General features: G+C 70.6%; 16 protein-coding genes and 1 riboswitch. Of the genes, 10 read left to right on the top strand and 6 right to left on the bottom strand.

Annotated features, from left to right (window positions below; genetic code table 11):
• Nucleotides 1-38 precede the first annotated feature (38 nt).
• The 5 genes from ACQHIV_RS16600 to ACQHIV_RS16580 all read left to right on the top strand — a co-directional run bounded on the left by ACQHIV_RS16600 (nt 39) and on the right by ACQHIV_RS16580 (nt 6,388).
• Nucleotides 39-1,622, top strand: coding sequence for a CocE/NonD family hydrolase (locus tag ACQHIV_RS16600; protein ID WP_427895271.1), 1,584 nt, complete (start codon nt 39-41; stop codon nt 1,620-1,622).
• On the top strand, nt 1,619-2,662 hold the full coding sequence (locus tag ACQHIV_RS16595) for a lactonase family protein (protein WP_427895269.1): 1,044 nt from the start codon (nt 1,619-1,621) through the stop codon (nt 2,660-2,662). The genes ACQHIV_RS16600 and ACQHIV_RS16595 overlap by 4 nt, the downstream gene beginning before the upstream one ends.
• 78 nt (nt 2,663-2,740) lie before the next feature.
• A complete protein-coding gene (locus tag ACQHIV_RS16590) occupies nt 2,741-5,197 on the top strand; it encodes a LamG-like jellyroll fold domain-containing protein (protein WP_427895267.1) in 2,457 nt (818 codons plus the stop codon).
• Nucleotides 5,198-5,263: 66 nt separating this feature from the next.
• Nucleotides 5,264-6,055: an aldo/keto reductase gene (locus tag ACQHIV_RS16585; protein ID WP_427895265.1), complete on the top strand. Its 792-nt coding sequence runs from the start codon at nt 5,264-5,266 to the stop codon at nt 6,053-6,055.
• Nucleotides 6,056-6,058: 3 nt separating this feature from the next.
• A riboswitch (guanidine-III (ykkC-III) riboswitch) is annotated at nt 6,059-6,120 on the top strand.
• A gap of 25 nt (nt 6,121-6,145) precedes the next feature.
• Nucleotides 6,146-6,388 (top strand): CBU_0592 family membrane protein, encoded by a 243-nt coding sequence (locus ACQHIV_RS16580; RefSeq protein WP_427895263.1) that lies wholly within the window; start codon nt 6,146-6,148, stop codon nt 6,386-6,388.
• On the opposite strand, the gene ACQHIV_RS16575 is transcribed toward ACQHIV_RS16580, so the two are convergent.
• The gene (locus tag ACQHIV_RS16575; RefSeq protein ID WP_427895261.1) at nt 6,385-7,224 is read right to left on the bottom strand and encodes a hypothetical protein; all 840 of its coding nucleotides are present in this window, start codon (nt 7,222-7,224) and stop codon (nt 6,385-6,387) included. The genes ACQHIV_RS16580 and ACQHIV_RS16575 overlap by 4 nt on opposite strands.
• Nucleotides 7,225-7,430: 206 nt before the next feature.
• Here ACQHIV_RS16575 and ACQHIV_RS16570 point away from each other — a divergent pair, with 206 nt between their 5' ends.
• The 5 genes from ACQHIV_RS16570 (at nt 7,431) to ACQHIV_RS16550 (ending at nt 11,473) form a co-directional block, all read left to right on the top strand.
• The gene (locus ACQHIV_RS16570) at nt 7,431-8,465 is read left to right on the top strand and encodes an AAA family ATPase (protein ID WP_427895259.1); all 1,035 of its coding nucleotides are present in this window, start codon (nt 7,431-7,433) and stop codon (nt 8,463-8,465) included.
• A gap of 29 nt (nt 8,466-8,494) precedes the next feature.
• The gene (locus tag ACQHIV_RS16565; RefSeq protein ID WP_427895257.1) at nt 8,495-9,457 is read left to right on the top strand and encodes a DUF58 domain-containing protein; all 963 of its coding nucleotides are present in this window, start codon (nt 8,495-8,497) and stop codon (nt 9,455-9,457) included.
• Nucleotides 9,457-10,410, top strand: a complete 954-nt coding sequence (locus ACQHIV_RS16560) for a VWA domain-containing protein (RefSeq protein WP_427895255.1) — start codon at nt 9,457-9,459, stop codon at nt 10,408-10,410. Before ACQHIV_RS16565 ends, ACQHIV_RS16560 begins: the two co-directional genes overlap by 1 nt.
• Nucleotides 10,411-10,441: 31 nt before the next feature.
• The gene (locus tag ACQHIV_RS16555) at nt 10,442-10,777 is read left to right on the top strand and encodes a hypothetical protein (RefSeq protein ID WP_427895254.1); all 336 of its coding nucleotides are present in this window, start codon (nt 10,442-10,444) and stop codon (nt 10,775-10,777) included.
• 198 nt (nt 10,778-10,975) lie between these two features.
• Nucleotides 10,976-11,473 carry a DUF3145 domain-containing protein gene (locus tag ACQHIV_RS16550; RefSeq protein WP_355688737.1) on the top strand — a complete coding sequence of 166 codons (498 nt, stop codon included), beginning with the start codon at nt 10,976-10,978 and terminating at the stop codon, nt 11,471-11,473.
• A gap of 220 nt (nt 11,474-11,693) precedes the next feature.
• On the opposite strand, the gene ACQHIV_RS16545 is transcribed toward ACQHIV_RS16550, so the two are convergent.
• The 5 genes from ACQHIV_RS16545 to ACQHIV_RS16525 all read right to left on the bottom strand — a co-directional run bounded on the left by ACQHIV_RS16545 (nt 11,694) and on the right by ACQHIV_RS16525 (nt 17,090).
• Entirely contained in the window at nt 11,694-13,121 is a 1,428-nt protein-coding gene (locus ACQHIV_RS16545) for a carboxyl transferase domain-containing protein (protein ID WP_427895251.1), read from the bottom strand.
• Between the two features lie 116 nt (nt 13,122-13,237).
• Entirely contained in the window at nt 13,238-14,473 is a 1,236-nt protein-coding gene (gene fabF, locus ACQHIV_RS16540; protein ID WP_427895249.1) for a beta-ketoacyl-ACP synthase II, read from the bottom strand.
• A 117-nt stretch (nt 14,474-14,590) separates the two neighbouring features.
• The gene (locus tag ACQHIV_RS16535; protein WP_130380551.1) at nt 14,591-14,839 is read right to left on the bottom strand and encodes an acyl carrier protein; all 249 of its coding nucleotides are present in this window, start codon (nt 14,837-14,839) and stop codon (nt 14,591-14,593) included.
• Between the two features lie 74 nt (nt 14,840-14,913).
• On the bottom strand, nt 14,914-15,903 hold the full coding sequence (locus tag ACQHIV_RS16530) for a beta-ketoacyl-ACP synthase III (protein WP_427895247.1): 990 nt from the start codon (nt 15,901-15,903) through the stop codon (nt 14,914-14,916).
• Nucleotides 15,900-17,090 carry an acyltransferase domain-containing protein gene (locus ACQHIV_RS16525; protein ID WP_427895245.1) on the bottom strand — a complete coding sequence of 397 codons (1,191 nt, stop codon included), beginning with the start codon at nt 17,088-17,090 and terminating at the stop codon, nt 15,900-15,902. The genes ACQHIV_RS16530 and ACQHIV_RS16525 overlap by 4 nt, the downstream gene beginning before the upstream one ends.
• Nucleotides 17,091-17,140: the final 50 nt, after the last annotated feature.

The raw sequence follows: 17,140 nt of genomic DNA, 5'->3' as shown, positions 1-17,140 counted from the left end.
GGTTACCCTCCGGTAGTTCCCGATGCCGGAGGTATCCCGTGCGCAGAGTTGCTGCCGCCCTCGCAGTCGTCCTGACGCTGATCACGATCGGCCCGCGCGCCGCGGCGAGTCAGACCAGTCAGGTCACCGCCGGCTTCAGTACGTCGTACCAGCGGATCCTCGGTGCCGGCGGGATCGAGATCGGTGCCGTCGTACTGACGCCGACCGGGCAGGGCGACGGCCCGTTCCCGCTGGTGGTGATGCCGTCGAGCTGGGGCGTGCCGAACGCGGAGTACGTCGGCCAGGGCGCGAAGCTCGCGTCCGCCGGGTTCCAGGTGATCTCGTACTCGAGCCGCGGGTTCTGGGACACCGGCGGCGGGATCGACATCGCCGGGCCGCCGACCGTCGCGGACGTCAGCAAGGTGATCGACTGGGCCGGGCAGCACACGCCCGCCGACACGAGTCGGGTCGCGGCGGTGGGGATCTCGTACGGCGCGGGCACCTCGCTGCTCGCGGCCGCGAAGGATCCGCGGATCAAGGCCGTCGGCGCGCTCAGCGGCTGGGCGGACCTGATCCGGTCGCTGGACCCGAACGACACGGTCGCGCTGCAGGCCGTCGCCGGTCTGCTTGCCCTCGGCAACGTCACCGGCCGGCCCGGGCCGGAGATGGCCTCGTTGCAGTCGAAGTTCGTCACCGGCGACTTCGACGGCGCGATCGCGGAGGCGAAGCAGCTGTCGCCGGTGCGGTCGGCGGCGACGATGGTCGACACGCTGAATGTCAACAAGCCGGCCGTCTTCCTGGCGAACGCGTTCGAGGACTCGATCTTCCCGCCCTCGCAGTACACGGACTTCTTCACTCGGCTGACGGGGCCGAAGCGGCTGCTGCTGGCGCACGGCGATCACGCCACGCCGGAGGCGAGCGGTGCGGTCGGGTTGCCGAACGAGACGTGGGACGAGCTCGCCGGCTGGTTGCGGCACTACCTGACCGGCGCGGACAACGGGGCCGATCGAGAGGCGCCGGTGCAGCTGAAGTCGCAGCGCGGGGTATGGCGCGGGTACTCGAGCTGGGCGGCCGTGGGGCAGGAGCGTACGTCGTACCTGACCAAGGCGGGGGCGCTGCAGGATGCGGCGTCGACCGGGTGGAGCCGGGCCATCGGGGCCGGGGTGCCGACGATCGCGGACAGCGGGGTTGCGCTGGTTTCCGGGGCTCTGCAAGGGTTGTTGACAATCCCCACGGGCGTGGTGACGCCGCTGGTGGATCGGTCGTTCGCGGGGGTGTGGTCCGGGCCGGCGTTCGATCGGGCCGCGGTGGTGAACGGTGCGCCGAAGGTGCATGTCACGGTGCGGCCGTCGGCGGCCTCGACGTCGCTGTTCGCGTATCTGTACGACGTCGACGCGCTCGGAGTCGGGTCGTTGATGTCGCACAAGCCGTACACGTTGCGCGGGGCGACGCCGGGGACGGCGGTCGCGGTCGACGTACAGCTGGAGGCGACGAGTTGGGAGGTGCCCGCCGGGCATCACCTCGTACTCGTGGTGGACACGGTCGATCCGCGGTATCTCGGGCGGAGCGTGATCGGGTCGACCGTGACGTTCAGCTCGCCGGCGGGCGATCCGTCGTCGATCAGCGTCCCGGTGGCGGCGTGACCGTCAGCCGCCGGGCACTCCTCGGCCTCCCCGCGGCACTCGTCCCCATCCACCGGTCCGCGCGCCGGGAACCGTCGTACCGCGAGGACGTGACCGAGCCCGGCGGAACGATGTTTCTCGGGACGTACGGCGACGGCGTCGGCATCGCGACGTACGACGGCCGCGGCAAGATCACCAAGGTCGGCACAATCGCCGGCGTACCGGATCCGTCGTTCCTCATCCGGCACGGGAACCTCCTGTACGCCGTCGACGAGCAGGACGCCGGCGCCGTCACCGCGATCGACATCTCCGGGACGCCGAAGGTGCTCAATCGTCAACCCAACAAGGGATCCGGCCCGTGTCACCTGGCCAGGATCGGGGACCACCTGCTCAGCGCGAACTACGGATCAGGTGACATCGCCATCCACCCGATCAACCCGGACGGTAGCCTCGGGCAACAAACCGACCTGGTGAAGCACGAGGGGCCCGAGCCGCACGCCCACCAGGTCGTGCAGGCCGGCGAGTACGTCCTCGGCGTCGACCTCGGCACCGACTCGATCTACACCTACACGCTCGCCGCCGGGAAGCTCTCGCTCAAGCACCAGGTGAAACTCGAGGCGGGTGCCGGTCCGCGACACCTCGTTGTCCAAGGCAAGTACGCGTACGTCGCCGACGAGCTCGACAGCACCGTGACGATCTGCGGGTACGACGGCGGTGTCCTCACCCCGCTCGCGGCCCGCCCGGCCGCGCCCGCCGGACCGCAGAACTACCCGGGCGAGATCCTGGCCTCCGCCGACGGCCGCTTCGTCTACGTGACCAACCGCGGCCACAACAGCATCGCGGTCTTCCGCGTCGCCGGCGCCGGCCTCGAACTGGTCGGTACGCCGAGCTGTGGCGGCGACTGGCCGCGGCACGCCGCGCTCGACCCGACCGGGACCCTGCTGTTCGTCGCGAACCAGAAGTCGGACAACGTCACCACGTTCGCGGTGGACCCGACCGCCGGCACGTTGACGCAGACGGGCGACTTCAGCACCCCCACCCCGGTCTGCGTCAATGTTTGATCATGCGCGAGCCCTTGCGCTTTTGTGGTGAGAGCGTTGTCATAAAGGGGCCCTTTCCCGCCCCGAAAGGACCCGCCCATGCTCAAGTTCCTCACCGCGGCCGCACTCGTCGCGTCAGCGCTCGTGGTCCCGTCGGCCCAGGCAACACCGGAGTGGCATGTAGGTACGCCGCCGCTCACCACGCCCTGGACCGCCGACGTCTCGCCGGACAACGCGCTCCCGGAGTACCCGCGACCGCAGCTGACCCGCCCGGACTGGCGCAACCTCAACGGCCTCTGGGAGTGGTCCGCCGCGGCGCCGAACGAGCAGCCGCCCATCGGCCGTACGCTGCAGGAGAAGGTCCTCGTCCCGTACCCGATCGAGTCCGCCCTGTCCGGACTGCAGAAGCACGAGGACCGGATGTGGTACCGGCGTACCTTCGACGTCCCCGCCAGCTGGAAGGGCAAGCAGCTCCTGCTGCACTTCGGCGCCGTCGACTACGACGCGAAGGTGTGGGTGAACGGCGTCCAGGTCGCCACCCACCGCGGCGGGTACGACGGCTTCGACGTCGATGTCACGAGTGCCCTGCACGCGAAAGGCCCGCAGGAGCTGATCGTCTGGGCCGAGGACCTGACCGACGAGACGTACCAGCCGATCGGCAAGCAACGCGAGGTCGGCGACCACGGCATCTTCTACCAGGGCAGCTCAGGCATCTGGCGGACCGTCTGGATGGAGCCCGTGAACAGCGCCTCGATCAGCCGCCTGCAGACCACCCCGGACCTGCCGAACCAGACGCTCAAGGTGACGGCCGAGACGACCGGCCCCGCCGGCCTCGACGTCGAGGTGACGGCGTACGACGGCCAGCGGATCGCCGGCACCATGACAGGCAAGGCGAACGCCGAGCTCCGGTTGCGGATCCCGAACCCGAAGACCTGGTCGCCGGACCATCCGTTCCTGTACGACCTCAAGGTCCGGCTGATCGACCGCGGCAAGGTCGTCGACCAGGTCGGTTCGTACGCCGGGATGCGTCAGGTCGGCCTGCGGAAGGGGGCCGACGGCAAGCTGCGGATGGCGCTGAACGGGAAGATCCTGTTCAACCTGGCCACCCTCGACCAGGGGTTCTGGCCGGACGGCCTGAACACCGCCCCGACCGACGCGGCGCTGCGCTTCGACCTCGAGCAGCACAAGCGACTCGGGTTCAACACCGTCCGCAAGCACATCAAGGTCGAGCCGGACCGCTGGTACTACTGGGCCGACAAGCTCGGGCTGATGGTCTGGCAGGACATGCCGGCGTCGAAGACCGACGCGATGCCAGAACCCTGGCGGACCCAGTGGAAGTCCGAGCTGCACGAGCTGATCGAGGAACACAAGAGCTTCCCCTCGATCACGGTCTGGGTGCCGTTCAACGAGGGTTGGGGCGAGTGGGACCGGACCGAGACCGGCCAGGTCGCGGACTCGGTCGCCGCGCAGGACCCGTCCCGGCTCGTCGACGCGCACAGCGGGGTGAACTGCTGCAACTCGCACGGCGACTCGGGCCGCGGCAACATCCTCGACTACCACGCGTACCTCGGGCCGGCGACGACGATGCCGACGGCCGACCGGGCCGCGGTGGACGGCGAGCACGGCGGGTTCGGGCTGAAGGTCGCGGACCACATGTGGTTCGGCGACGGGTCGGCGTACGAGATGGAGCCGGACTCGGCGACGCTCACCCGCAAGTACGTCGAGAACCAGGAGAACGTGCTCAGATCCGCGCAGCAGTGCGGGATCAGCGGATCGGTCTACACGCAGATCACCGACGTCGAGGGGGAGCTGAACGGCTTCTTCACCTACGACCGGCGGGTGCCGAAGATGGACTTCGCCCAGGTGCGGACCGTCAACCAGAAGATCGTCGACAATGCCGACGGCAGCGGTGCCGGTGCGCCGGATCCCGGGCCCGGTACGCCGGGTGCCGACGGCATCCACTTCTATCCGCTCGACGGGTCGGGGGACGATGCCGTCGGCAACAACGACGCGACGCTCGAACACGGCGCGGCGTACGGCGAAGGCAAGAGCGGCCAGGGTGTGGTGCTGAACGGAGCCGATCAGTACGTCGACACCGGCGCGGCGCTGCTCGACACGACGAAGAACTACACGGCGAGCGCCTGGGTGAAGCTGAACAAGGTGGACGGGGCGTTCCAGACGTTCGTCAGCCAGGACGGCGACCGCGACAGCGCGTTCTTCCTGCAGTACTCCGGGCAGGACCAGCGGTTCGCGATGAGCTTCCCGGGCATTCGTGCGCTCGCGCCGACGAAGCCGAATCCGGGGCAGTGGTACCACGTGACCGGCGTACGGGACGTGGTGAAGGGGGAGTTGAAGCTGTACGTCGACGGTCAGCTCGTGGCAACCAAGTCCGCGTGCTCGCTGGACTCCGGGTCGACCGGGAACACAGTCATCGGGCGGGCCAAGTTCGGCGGGAACCCGGTCGACTTCCTGGACGGGACCATCGACCAGGTCCACCTGTACGACCGGGCCCTGACCGACACGGAGGTGGAGACGCTCTACCGCTCCGGGCGTTAGATTCGAGATGCGAAGTAGTCGCCGAGACCTGATCCTGGAGGTACCCGACCGGCGGAGGTGAGTGCGGTGGCCGTACCCAGCCGGTTGGTTGCCCCGCGCATCACAGTCCGGTTCCGGCCGCCGCGGTTCGGGCTCGGCGGGTCGCATCTGGGCGAGCCGGACGAGCAGACGGCGCTCGCGACGGTCGACGCGGCGTACCAGGCGGGGATCCGGTTCTTCGACACGTCACCGGCGTACGGCGAGGCAGAGCGACGCGTCGGTACGGCGCTGCAGCCGCGGCCGCGGGGCGAGTTCCTGGTGTCGACGAGGGTGGTGGGGGAGGACCCCGAGGAGTCGATCCGCAAGAGCAGCGAAGCCCTCGGCCTCGGAATCGACCTCGTCTTCCTCCAGCCCGACCCCCAGGCGGCCTTCGCGGTATTGGCGAGGCTGCGGCAGGAGGGGGTTGTGAGGGCGGTTGGGGTGGTTGGTGGGGAGTGGGAGGAGCTTGAGCGGGTTGTGCGGGAGGTGGAGTTGGACTGTGTGCTGCTGACCGGGCAGTACTCGTTGCTCGACCAGCAGGCCGGACCGCTGCTCGACACGTGCCTCGCTCGCGGTGTCTCGGTCATCGTCGCCGGTGCGCTCGTCCTGGAGCCCGAGACCGTTCAGGCGCGCCGGATCTCGGCAGTCTGCGAGCGGTACGGCGTCTCCCTCCCGCAGGCGGCGCTCGCGTACCCGAGCAGGCACCCGGCGGTCACGTCGGTACTCATCACCGCGGCATCCCCGGCCGAGATCCGCGCCGACGCCGCCCTCGTCCGCCGGCCGGTCCCGGAGCGGCTCTGGAAGGACCCGGAGCTGATCCGCTTGCTATCCTCGGACTAGGAGTTCGCGGTCCAGCGGCTCCCCGGACGAGCGGCGCCGTACCCGGTCCGACAAGACGACGCCCAGCCCTCACTGGAGGGGGCCGTCCTCATGCACGCGCTCGATGTCCTCGAAATCGTTGGTGCGGTCACCATTCTGATCGCCTTCGCCGCGGCCCAGGCCGGACGTCTGGAGCAGCGCACCGTCACGTACCAGCTGCTGAACCTGCTCGGATCGGGGGTGCTGGCAACGATCGCGGCCGTCCAGCTCTCCTGGGGCTTCCTGCTGCTCGAAGGCAGCTGGGCGGTGATCAGCCTCCTCGGCCTGATCAACCTCCGCAGGAAGAAGGCCTAGAGCTTCGAGCCAGGCGTCGGCGACCCGCCGGGCGATGCGGTCGGTGCCGGCGTCGGGATACCGGTGGTCGGCGTCACCGTCGGCGTCGGGCCCGTCGTCGGGGTGGAGCCGGTGCCCGGCGGCGGCGTGGTCGGGGTGATGGTGACGGTCGTGGTCCCGGTCGGAGTCGGGATCACGGGTTCCGGCTCCAACGGCGCGGCGTGCCGGAACAGCAGCCACGCGAGGAACACCGCCAGCGCCATGATCAGCGCCATCGTCAGCAACGCGAACGCCAGCGCCCACCGCGACGCCGGCCGCAGCGCGTCCGGCCACGGCAGCGGCCAGATCCGGAACAGACCGGGACGCCGCCGGTTCTCCCAGTAGTGCCGGAAGTCCGGCCCGCGGAGCTTCCCGGCCTGCGGGACCCGGTCCATCAGGACCGCGGACAGCACGTCCTCGCCGCGGCGTTCGGCCAGCAGCCGCTCGTCGGACGCCGCGCTCGACCCGTCGTCGGCCCGGATCGGCCCGAACGCCGCCCACAGGGCCAGATCGTCGTCGTCGGAGCCGTTGTGCGCCAGTACGGCGTCGTCCGGCAGCTCGTCGACCGCGTGCACGAACCGCTCCCGGGCGGCGGCGTCGTCGGCCGAACCCTCGGTCATCATCGCGACGATCGCGTCCCGGCCGTCCTCAGCGGCGGCGGTATAGAGGAATCCGGCCGCGTTCGCCCCGAGCCGCCCGCGGAGCCAGAACTGGCCGACCCGCGGCGGGTCCTCCGGCTGCAGCGGCAGGGCGTCCGGAATCTCCAGCGCAGGCCGGTCGTCCGGCTGCACCTCGGTCGGGGATTCGGTCGCGGTCATCACCCCCAATCCCACCACATGGCCGGTAGCACCGCCGCAGCCGCCGCCTGCCGCGCGGTCCGCGAGGCGGGATTTGGGGTCCGCGGGCAGGATGGGACGGGGCACCGGAGGCGCTGGCCCCGGTGATCTGATGGAATGACCGGTGTTGCGAAGTGGGGAATGACGGTGTTTGACATGGCTCGCGTGCGGGCCCCGGAAGGACAGGCATGACCGAAACCACGGTGCCGGCGGGAACGGTGTCCCAGCAGTCCCGGCTGATCGGCGAGGCCGTCGGCGAGGTCAAACGGGTGATCGTCGGCCAGGAGCACATGGTCGAGACCCTGATGGTGTCGTTGCTGGCCAAGGGTCACTGCCTGCTCGAGGGTGTGCCGGGTGTCGCCAAGACGCTGGCCGTCCGGACGTTCGCCAGCGTGGTCGGCGGCAGCTTCGCCCGGATCCAGTTCACCCCGGACCTGGTCCCGTCCGACATCGTCGGCACCCGGATCTACCGCCAGACCCGGGAGGCCTTCGACATCGAGCTCGGCCCGACGTTCGTGAACTTCGTGCTGGCCGACGAGGTCAACCGCGCGCCGGCGAAGGTGCAGTCGGCGATGCTCGAGCTGATGGCCGAGCGGCAGGTGTCGATCGGCGGCCAGACCTTCCCGATGCCGAAGCCGTTCATCGTGATCGCCACCCAGAACCCGATCGAGTCCGAGGGCGTCTACCCGCTGCCCGAGGCGCAGCGGGACCGGTTCCTGGTGAAGATCGACGTACCGCATCCGCGTGGCCACGAGGAGTTCGAGATCCTCCGCCGGATGAGCGTCGACCCGCCGGAACCGCGGCAGGTGCTGAAGCCGGAGACGATCCTCGAGCTGCAGCGGTCCGCGGAGCAGGTGTTCGTGCACAACCTGGTCGCGGAGTACGCCGTCCGCCTGGTGATGGCGACCCGGACGCCGACCGACTTCCACCTGCCGGACCTGGAGCCGATCATCGAGCTCGGCGTCAGCCCGCGGGCGACCCTCGGCCTGATCTCGGCCGGCCGGGCGCTGGCGCTGATCCACGGCCGCGACTACCTGCTGCCGAGCGACATCCAGACCGTCGCGCTGGACGTGATGGGCCACCGGCTCGGCCTCACCTTCGACGCGGTCGCGGACAACATCGACCCGCGGGCCGTGATCGAGCGGATCCTGGCCACCGTCCCACCGCCGCAGCCGGTCTGGCGCGACGGCACCGACGCCACCGGCCGCCCGGAGTTCGTCTAGTGCCGAACCGCCCCGATCCGCGTGCTGCGATGACGATCTCGCAGCTCGCCCCTGAGCGTGCGCTGCGGCGGCTGGAGCTGACCGTCGTACGGCGGCTGGAGGGCTACCTGCACGGGGAGCACCTCGGGCTGCTGCCCGGTCCCGGTACCGAGCTGGCCGAGGCCCGCGAGTACCAGGTCGGCGACGACGTCCGCCGGATGGACTGGGCGGTGACGGCCCGTACGACGATCCCGCACGTGCGGGACCTGATCGCCGACCGTGAGCTGGAGACCTGGGCGCTGGTCGACCTGTCCGCCTCGATGGACTTCGGTACGTCGCGACTCGAGAAGCGCGAGCTCGCCGTGGCCGCGGTCGCCACCGTCGGGTTCCTGACCCACCGGCTCGGCGACCGCTTCGGCGGGCTGATGCTGCGCGACTCGGCGCTCCGCCGCTGGCCGGCCCGGTCCGGGCGGCTGGCGCTGTACGGCCTGCTGCGGGCGCTGCTCGCGGAGCAGTTCAGCGGCGACGAGGAGGCGCACCGCAGCGACCTGGCCGCGGCGCTGGAGTCGATGGCACGGACGCAGCGCAAGCGCGGGTTGCGGGTGATCGTGTCCGACTTCCTGACCCCGCAGGACGGCGAGGTGGCCAGCCAGGTCGAGCCGTCCTGGGAGCGGGCGATGCGCAAGCTGACCGCCCAGCACCAGGTGCTCGCGGTCGAGATCGTCGACCCGCGCGAGCTGGAGCTGCCGAACATCGGCGTCGTCACGATCGGTGACCCGGAGACCGGCGAGGTCCGCGAGATCGACACCCGGCGGCGGAAGATCCGGGAGGCGTTCGAGGTCGCCGCCCTGGCGCAGCGGGAACGCACCCGCGCGGCCCTGCGTAGGGTAGGCGCGGGACACCTGGTACTGCGGACCGACCGTGACTGGGTCGCCGACACCGTCCGGTTCGTGCTCGCCTACCGGCGGGTGGCGCCACGCCTGCACCAACCGCCGAAGGGAGTGGCTCGCTGATGGAGTTCCTGTCTCCGGCCAGACTGTGGTTCCTGATCCTGATCCCGCTGATCCTCGCGGGGTACCTCTTCCTCCAGCACCGCCGCTCGCAGTACGCGCTGCGGTTCACGAACATCGCGCTGCTCGACCGGGTCGCGCCGCGGCGCCCGCAGTGGCGCCGGCACCTGGCCGTCGGGCTCGCGCTGGTGGCCGCGATGACCTGCATCGTGGCGTTCGCGCAGCCGAAGACCAAGGTCAAGGTGCCGCGCGAGCGGGCCACGATCGTGGTCGCGATCGACGTCTCGCTGTCGATGATGGCGACCGACATCGACCCGAACCGGCTGGAGGCGGCCAAGGAGTCGGCGAAGGAGTTCGTCAACAACCTGCCGCCGAAGTTCAACGTGGCGCTGGTCAACTTCGCCGGTACGGCGTCGATCATCGTGCCGCCGACCACCGACCGGTCCACTGTGGACCGCTCGATCGACGGGCTCGAGCTGGCCGAGTCGACCGCGACCGGCGAGGGCATCTTCACCTCGCTGCAGGCGCTCACCCAGGTGCCGCCGGACCCGGCGCACCCGAACGACCCGGCGCCGGCCCGGATCGTGATGCTGTCGGACGGCAAGCGCACCGTCGGCCGGACCGCCCAGGAGGGCGCGCAGGCCGCGAAGGCGAAGAACACCCCGGTGTACACGATCTGCTTCGGCACCGATTCGGGGTTCATCGAGATGGACGGCATTCGCCAGCGGGTCCCACCGGACCGCGCGGAGCTGCGCAGCATCGCCGAGATCAGCGGCGGCGAGGCGTACACCGCGGAGTCCGCGGGCGAGCTGAAGGACGTCTACAAGGACATCGGCTCCTCGGTCGGGTACGACGAGGTCGACAAGGAGGTCACCGCCCGGTACGCCGGCATCGCGATGCTCTTCACCCTCGCCGCGGCCGGCGCCTGCATCGCCCTCGCCTCCCGCTTCCCGTAAACCGATAGGTAGCCACGCTACTCTTGGGGTCATGGGAGTACTCGGAACCGTCAAGGCCGTCGCCGCCGTGCCGTTCGAGCAGGTCGAGCCGTTCCTCACCGAGGAGCGCTGCCGTGCCCTGCTCGGCGACCTGTCCGGTGTCTCCGTGGACGTCGACGGCACCACCGTCGGGATGCAGGGGCAGTTCTGGTACCGCGGCGAGTACACGTTCACGCCGTACGGCGAGGGCACCGAGGTGACGTACCGGATCCGCAATGTGTCGGGGCAGGCGGACGCGGTGATCCGGCTCTGGCAACGCAAGGTGCTGAAGGATCAGCAGCGTGCCGTCGAGGCGTACGCCGCGGAGTTGCCGGGGCGGGTCGGGTGAACGACACCACCGTGATGTGGTTGACACGGCGAGGTTACTGGTGTTGACGGGGGTGGTGGTGCAAGATGGTCTCGTGTTTCGCGGGTCGTCTTGTGATGCCCGAAGAAACGCACTGAGAGACTGAACACCAAGCACCGACGATCGACGAGCTGCTTCGAGAACGCTGGGGAAGGCGCCCCTCGAGCACAGGAGGTCCCGGTGGCGACGACTCGTGGCGTTCTGTACGTCCACACGGTGCCGTCAGCGTTGTGTCCGCATGTCGAGTGGGCCGCGGGCGGCATCCTCGGCGTGCCCGTGAAACTGGATTGGACGCCGCAACCAGCGGCCCAGGGCACGTACCGGGCCGAGCTGTCCTGGCAGGCCGAGGCCGGTACCGCGGCCAAGCTGGCGTCCGCCCTGCGCGGCTGGCAGAAGCTGCGGTTCGAGGTCACCGAGGAGCCGAGCAACGGCGCCGAGGGCGAGCGGTACTCGTTCACGCCCGAGCTCGGCATCTTCCACGCGACCACCGGCGTCCACGGCGACATCATGGTCCCCGAGGAGCGCCTGAAGGCCGCGATGCTGAAGGCCGCGAGCGGCGAGGCCGACCTGACCGAGGAGGTCGAGCGGCTGCTCGGCCGCCCCTGGGACGACGAACTCGAGCCGTTCCGCTACGCCGGCGACGGCGCCCCGGTCCGCTGGCTGCACCAGGTTGTCTAAGCGCATCCTGAGAACTTCTGAAGAAAGCCGTGAAAGGCAGGGCTTTCCCCGAACTTTTCGGTGAGACTGAGCATCAGACGTTGCACAAGGGTGGGAGGGGCCGTGGCCGCTGGGCCACCGGGTGTCGGGACACCCCCGGTGGTTGTGAAAAACAGCGGCCGCACCACGTGAAGGGCGCGAACCTCAGGGTTCGCGCCCTTCAAGCCGTTCAGGGCTCGTTCTACAGCGGAATGTTGCCGTGGGCACCGCGCCGCGGGCCGTCCGCCTCGGCCTTCGCGAGGGCGGTGGCCAGGGCGGTGCGGGTGCGGGCCGGTTCGACGACCTCGTCGACGACGCCGAGCTCGCGGGCGCGGTCGATGCCGCCGGCAATCTTCTCGTGTTCGGCGGCGAGTTCGGCCTCGACCTGGGGGCGGAGTTCGGGATCCACTTCGGCGAGTTTGCGGCGGTGCAGGACCCGGACAGCGGCGACCGCGCCCATCACGGCCACCTCGGCGCGGGGCCAGGCGAACACCCGGGTGGCGCCGAGCGAGCGGGCGTTCATCGCGATGTACGCGCCGCCGTACGTCTTCCGGGTCACCAGCGTCACCCGTGGTACGACGGCCTCCGCGAACGCGTGCAGCAGCTTCGCGCCGCGCCGTACGACGCCGTCCCACTCCTGGCCGACACCGGGCAGGTAACCGGGTACGTCGACCAGCACGACGAGCGGTACGCCGAACGCGTCGCACATCCGGACGAACCGGGACGCCTTCTCCGCCGACAGCGCGTCCAGGCAGCCGCCGAGGCGGAGCGGGTTGTTCGCGATCACGCCGACCGTGCGACCGCCGAGCCGGCCGAGGGTGGTGACGATGTTCGGCGCCCAGCGCTGGTGGAGTTCGACGGCGGAGTCCTCGTCGAGTACGCCGCCGACCAGCGGATGCACGTCGTACGCGCGTTTCGCCGACTCCGGGAGAAACCCGGACAGGTCGGTGTCGGGGATGTCCGTGGACATCGTGCCCTGGTTGGCGAGCAGGTCGGTGAGGCGGCGGGCCTGGTCGAGGGCGGCGGCCTCGGAGTCGGTGGTGATGTGGACGACGCCGGAACGCCGGCCGTGCGGCTCGGGGCCGCCGAGCCGGAGCATGTCGACGTCCTCGCCGGTGACCGAACGGACCACGTCCGGTCCGGTGACGAAGATCCGGCCCTCGGGTCCGAGTACGACGACGTCGGTGAGCGCCGGTCCGTACGCCGCACCGCCCGCGGCCGGGCCGAGGACGACGGAGATCTGCGGGATCTTCCCGGAGGCCTGCGTCATCGCGTAGAAGATCTTGCCGACCGCGTGCAGGCTCAGCACACCCTCGGCGAGCCGTGCGCCGCCGGAGTGCCAGAGCCCGACGATCGGCACCTGCTCCGCCCGGGCGACCTCGTACGCCTTGACGACGACGTCACAGCCCTCGTCGCCCATCGCCCCACCCATGACCGTCGCGTCCGAACAGAACGCGACCACGGCAGCGCCCTCGACGGTGCCGCGGGCGGCGACCATCCCGGAGAGGTTGTCGGGGGTGATCAGGTCCAGGCTGCCCGGATCGAGCAGGTTGGTCAGCCGGGTGACCGGGTTCCGCGGGTCGAGCTCGCGGGGGAGCTTCGTCGGTTTGGCGGGTGCGGTCGCGGTCATGCGGTCCTCCGGGGTGTGAAGGAGCTGGGAGCCGCCCGGCAGGTCCCGCCGGGCGGCAGACGGCGTCCAGGTGGTGTCCGGTGATTCCCCGCCTACTGCGGGGCACCCGGCACGGCCTATACCGACTTGAAGGCGATGGCGGCGTTGTGGCCGCCGAAGCCGAAGGAGTTGTTCAGGGCGGCGATGTCGCCGTCGGGGAGTTTGCGCTGCTCGGTGGCGACGTCGAGCTCGATCTGGTCGTCGAGCTTGTCGACGTTGATGGTCGGCGGGGACACCCGGTGGTGCAGGGCGAGGACGGTGGCGACCGACTCGACCGCGCCGGCGCCGCCGAGCAGGTGGCCGATCATCGACTTCGGGGCAGTGGCGACCGCGTGGTCGGCGTGCTTGCCGAGTGCCTGCCGGATCGCCAGCGACTCCGCGATGTCACCCTGCGGCGTCGAGGTGGCGTGTGCGTTGATGTGCACGATGTCGGCCGGGGTCAGGTCGCCCTCGGACAGCGCCCGCTCCATCGCCCGGCGGGCGCCGGAACCGGTCGGGTCGGGCTGGGCGATGTCGTGCCCGTCGGCGGAGATGCCCGCACCGGCGAGCTCGGCGTAGATCCTCGCGCCGCGCGCCTTCGCGTGCTCGTACGACTCCAGGACCAGGATCCCGGCGCCCTCACCGAGCAGGAAGCCGTCGCGGTCGACGTCCCACGGACGCGACGCCCGCTCCGGGTCGTCGTTGCGCTTGCTGAGCGCCTGCATCATCCCGAACGCGGCCAGCGGCAGCGCCATGATCGCGCCCTCGGAGCCACCGGCGACGACCACGTCCGCGCGGCCGAGCCGGATCTGGTCGAGGCCGAGCCAGATCGCCTCGTTGCCGGACGCGCAGGCCGAGACCGGGGTGTGCACGCCGGCCTTCGCGCCGAGCTCCAGCGACACGTACGCCGCCGACGAGTTCGGCATCAGCATCGGGATCGCGAGCGGGGAGACGCGCCGCGGGTTCTGCTGCAGGGCGTCGTAGTTCGACAGCGTGGTGTGCAGGCCGCCGATCCCGGAGGCGACCGCGACACCGAGCCGCTCCTTGTCCAGCCCGGAGTCCTCGAGGCCGGAGTCGGCCCAGGCCTGGCGGGCGGCCACGACGGCGAGCTGCGCCGTACGGTCGAGGCGGCGGGCCTTGACCCGCTCCAGGACGTCGGTCGGCTCGACCGCGGCCGGTGCGGCGATCTGCACCGCCAGGTTCTGCACCCACTCGTCGGTCAGCCGCCGGGCGCCGGAGCGGCCGGCCAGCAGGCCTTCCCAGGAACTGGCCACGTCGCCACCGAGCGGGGTCGTGGCTCCGAGCCCAGTGATGACGACTCGGGTCTTCGACATGGTTACCTCATCCTTCACATGGACGTTCTGCGGTTGGGAGCGAGGGGTGGTCCTGCAAGTACTGCGTGGTGCTCATCGGCGGTGTGATCCGATGAGCACCGGCCAGCACGGCGTACGTCAGCCGTTCTGGGCGCGCTCGATGAACGCGACGGCGTCGCCGACGGTCTTCAGGTTCTTGACCTCGTCGTCGGGGATCTTCACGTCGAACTTCTCCTCGGCGGCCACCACGACCTCCACCATGGAGAGCGAGTCGACGTCGAGGTCGTCGGTGAAGGACTTGTCCAACTGGACGTCCTCGACCGGGATGCCGGCGATCTCGTTCACGATCTCGGCGAGGCTGGAACGGATCTCTTCGGTGCTGGCCATCTCTTGGTTCCCTTTCGGATTTCTGCTGACTTACTGCCGAAGCAGCCACCTGAGCTGCCTCGGACAACTATGGACTACGGAAGCCGGATCACCTGTGCGGCGTAGACGAGCCCCGCCCCGAATCCGATGATCAGCGCGAGGTCCCCGCTGTGTGCCTCGCCGTTCTCGCGCATCGCGGTGATCGCGAGCGGGATCGACGCGGCGGACGTGTTGCCCTGGCGTTCGATGTCGCGCGCGACCTTGACGTGTTCGGGCAGTTTGAGCGCCCGGCGCATCGCGTCGGTGATCCGCATGTTCGCCTGGTGCGGCACGAACAGGTCGAGCTGCTCGGCCTTCACCCCGGCCACGTCCAGCGCCTGCTGCGCGGTCTTGGCCATCTCGAACGACGCCCAGCGGAACACCGGGTTGCCGTCCATCGTGAGGTGCGGCCAGTTGTAGCTGCCGAACACCTCCTGCCAGGACTCCTTCTGGCTGATCACCTCGTGCTGGGTCCCGTCCGAGCCCCACACCACCGGCCCGATCCCCGGCTCGTCCGCCGGTCCGACCACCGCGGCGCCGGCGCCGTCGGCGAAGATGAACGCCGTACCGCGGTCCGTGCGGTCGGTGATGTCGCTGAGCCGCTCGACGCCGATCGCGAGCACGTACTTCGCGCTGCCGCCGCGGACCAGGTCGTTCGCCATCGCGACGCCGTAGCAGAAGCCCGCACAGGCGGCCGAGATGTCGAACGCGGCCGCGGTCGGGGCGCCGACGCCGACGGCGACCTGGGTCGCGATCGCCGGCGTCTGGTACAGGTGCGTGACGGTGGCGACGATCACGCAGCCGATGTCGGCCGGGTCGACGCCGGACTCCGCGATCGCGTCCCGGCCGGCGCTCACCGCCATCGCCAGCACGGTCTCGTCGTCGCTCGCCCAGCGGCGTTCCTTGATCCCGGAGCGGGTCTGGATCCATTCGTCGCTGGAGTCGATCTGCTCGAGGATCTCGGCGTTCGGCACGACCCGCCGCGGGCGGTACGAGCCGATCCCGAGGATCCCGGCGTACTGCGCGCCGGTCGACGGCGTGATCACGAGTTGCTCGCCGGGTGCAGACGCAAGAGCGGCTGGCCGGGGGCGACCGGGTCGCCTTCCTCGGCGAGCCATTCGACCACGATGCCGCCGTGCGGCGCGGTCACCTCGACCTCGTCGCGCAGGCTCGCCACCTTCGCCACCACCTCGCCGGCCTCGACCACGTCGCCGGTCTCCCGGCGGGTCTGTGCGGCGCGGGTGAAGGTGCCCTTGATCGGGGCGACCAGCAGCCGCCAGGTCGGGGAGGCGTCGATCTCCGACGGGCTGCCGTGCTTCTCCACGAACGCGCGGGCGTCGTCGAGCTGGTCCGGCGTCTTCAGCGCGAACGTCTCGACGCCCTTGAGCGCGCGCCGGGCGATTCCGGTCAGCGTGCCCGCCGGCGGCAGCTCCAGGATGCCGGTCACCTCGAGGTCGGACATGGTCTGCATGCACAGGTCCCAGCGGACCGGCGCGTTCACCTGGGTGACGAGCCGCTGCAGGACGTCCCGGCCGTCGTGCACGACGTGGCCGTCCCGGTTCGAGATCAGCCGGGTCCGCGGGTCGTGCGTACTGACCGCGGTCGCGTACTTCGCCAGCGTCTGGACCGCGGGCTCCATGTGCTTGGTGTGGAAGGCGCCCGCCACCGACAGCGGGATCAGCCGGGCCTTCGCCGGCGGGTCCGCGGCCAGCGCGGCCAGCTCGTCGACGGTGCCCGCGGCAACGATCTGGCCCGGGCCGTTGTCGTTCGCCGGGGTCAGGCCGTGCTCGGCGAGCTTGGCCAGGACCTCGTCCCGGTCGCCGCCCAGCACGGCGGTCATCGAGGTCGGGGTGAGGGCGGCCGCGGCGGCCATCGCCTTGCCGCGCTCGCGGACCAGCACCATCGCCTGCTCGGCGGTCAGTACGCCGGTACCGGCCGCGGCGGCGAGCTCGCCGACACTGTGCCCGGCGACCGCGCCGACCTTGGTGAACGCGTCGCCCGGGTGCGGGAACACCGCCAGCGCGGCCAGCATGCCGGACGCGACCAGCAGCGGCTGCGCGATCGCGGTGTCCCGGATCGTGTCGGCGTCGGCTTCGGTGCCGTAGTGGGCGAGGTCGAGACCGGCGACCGCGGAGAGCCAGTGCAGCCGGCTCTCGAACACGGGATCCGCCAGCCACGGCTCGAGGAATCCTGGGGTCTGAGCACCCTGACCGGGCGCGACGATGACGAGCACGAGAACACTCTCCCTCAGCCGGGCCCCTTCGGAGCCGCGCGGCGAGCACG

This window comes from Kribbella polygonati (assembly GCF_050320105.1).
In the GTDB taxonomy this organism is placed as follows: domain Bacteria; phylum Actinomycetota; class Actinomycetes; order Propionibacteriales; family Kribbellaceae; genus Kribbella.
The sequence above is the reverse complement of the archived record's forward strand: the minus strand, read 5'-3'. Positions and strand labels throughout refer to the sequence as shown.

Excerpts from the sequence above, each read along its gene's own strand:
- ACQHIV_RS16590 (WP_427895267.1), top strand. The coding sequence starts at position 2,741 with ATGCTCAAGTTCCTCACCGCGGCCGCACTCGTCGCGTCAGCGCTCGTG.
- ACQHIV_RS16580 (WP_427895263.1), top strand. The coding sequence starts at position 6,146 with ATGCACGCGCTCGATGTCCTCGAAATCGTTGGTGCGGTCACCATTCTG.
- ACQHIV_RS16575 (WP_427895261.1), bottom strand. The coding sequence starts at position 7,224 with ATGACCGCGACCGAATCCCCGACCGAGGTGCAGCCGGACGACCGGCCT.
- ACQHIV_RS16570 (WP_427895259.1), top strand. The coding sequence starts at position 7,431 with ATGACCGAAACCACGGTGCCGGCGGGAACGGTGTCCCAGCAGTCCCGG.
- ACQHIV_RS16565 (WP_427895257.1), top strand. The coding sequence starts at position 8,495 with ATGACGATCTCGCAGCTCGCCCCTGAGCGTGCGCTGCGGCGGCTGGAG.
- ACQHIV_RS16560 (WP_427895255.1), top strand. The coding sequence starts at position 9,457 with ATGGAGTTCCTGTCTCCGGCCAGACTGTGGTTCCTGATCCTGATCCCG.
- ACQHIV_RS16555 (WP_427895254.1), top strand. The coding sequence starts at position 10,442 with ATGGGAGTACTCGGAACCGTCAAGGCCGTCGCCGCCGTGCCGTTCGAG.
- ACQHIV_RS16545 (WP_427895251.1), bottom strand. The coding sequence starts at position 13,121 with ATGACCGCGACCGCACCCGCCAAACCGACGAAGCTCCCCCGCGAGCTC.
- fabF (WP_427895249.1), bottom strand. The coding sequence starts at position 14,473 with ATGTCGAAGACCCGAGTCGTCATCACTGGGCTCGGAGCCACGACCCCG.
- ACQHIV_RS16535 (WP_130380551.1), bottom strand. The coding sequence starts at position 14,839 with ATGGCCAGCACCGAAGAGATCCGTTCCAGCCTCGCCGAGATCGTGAAC.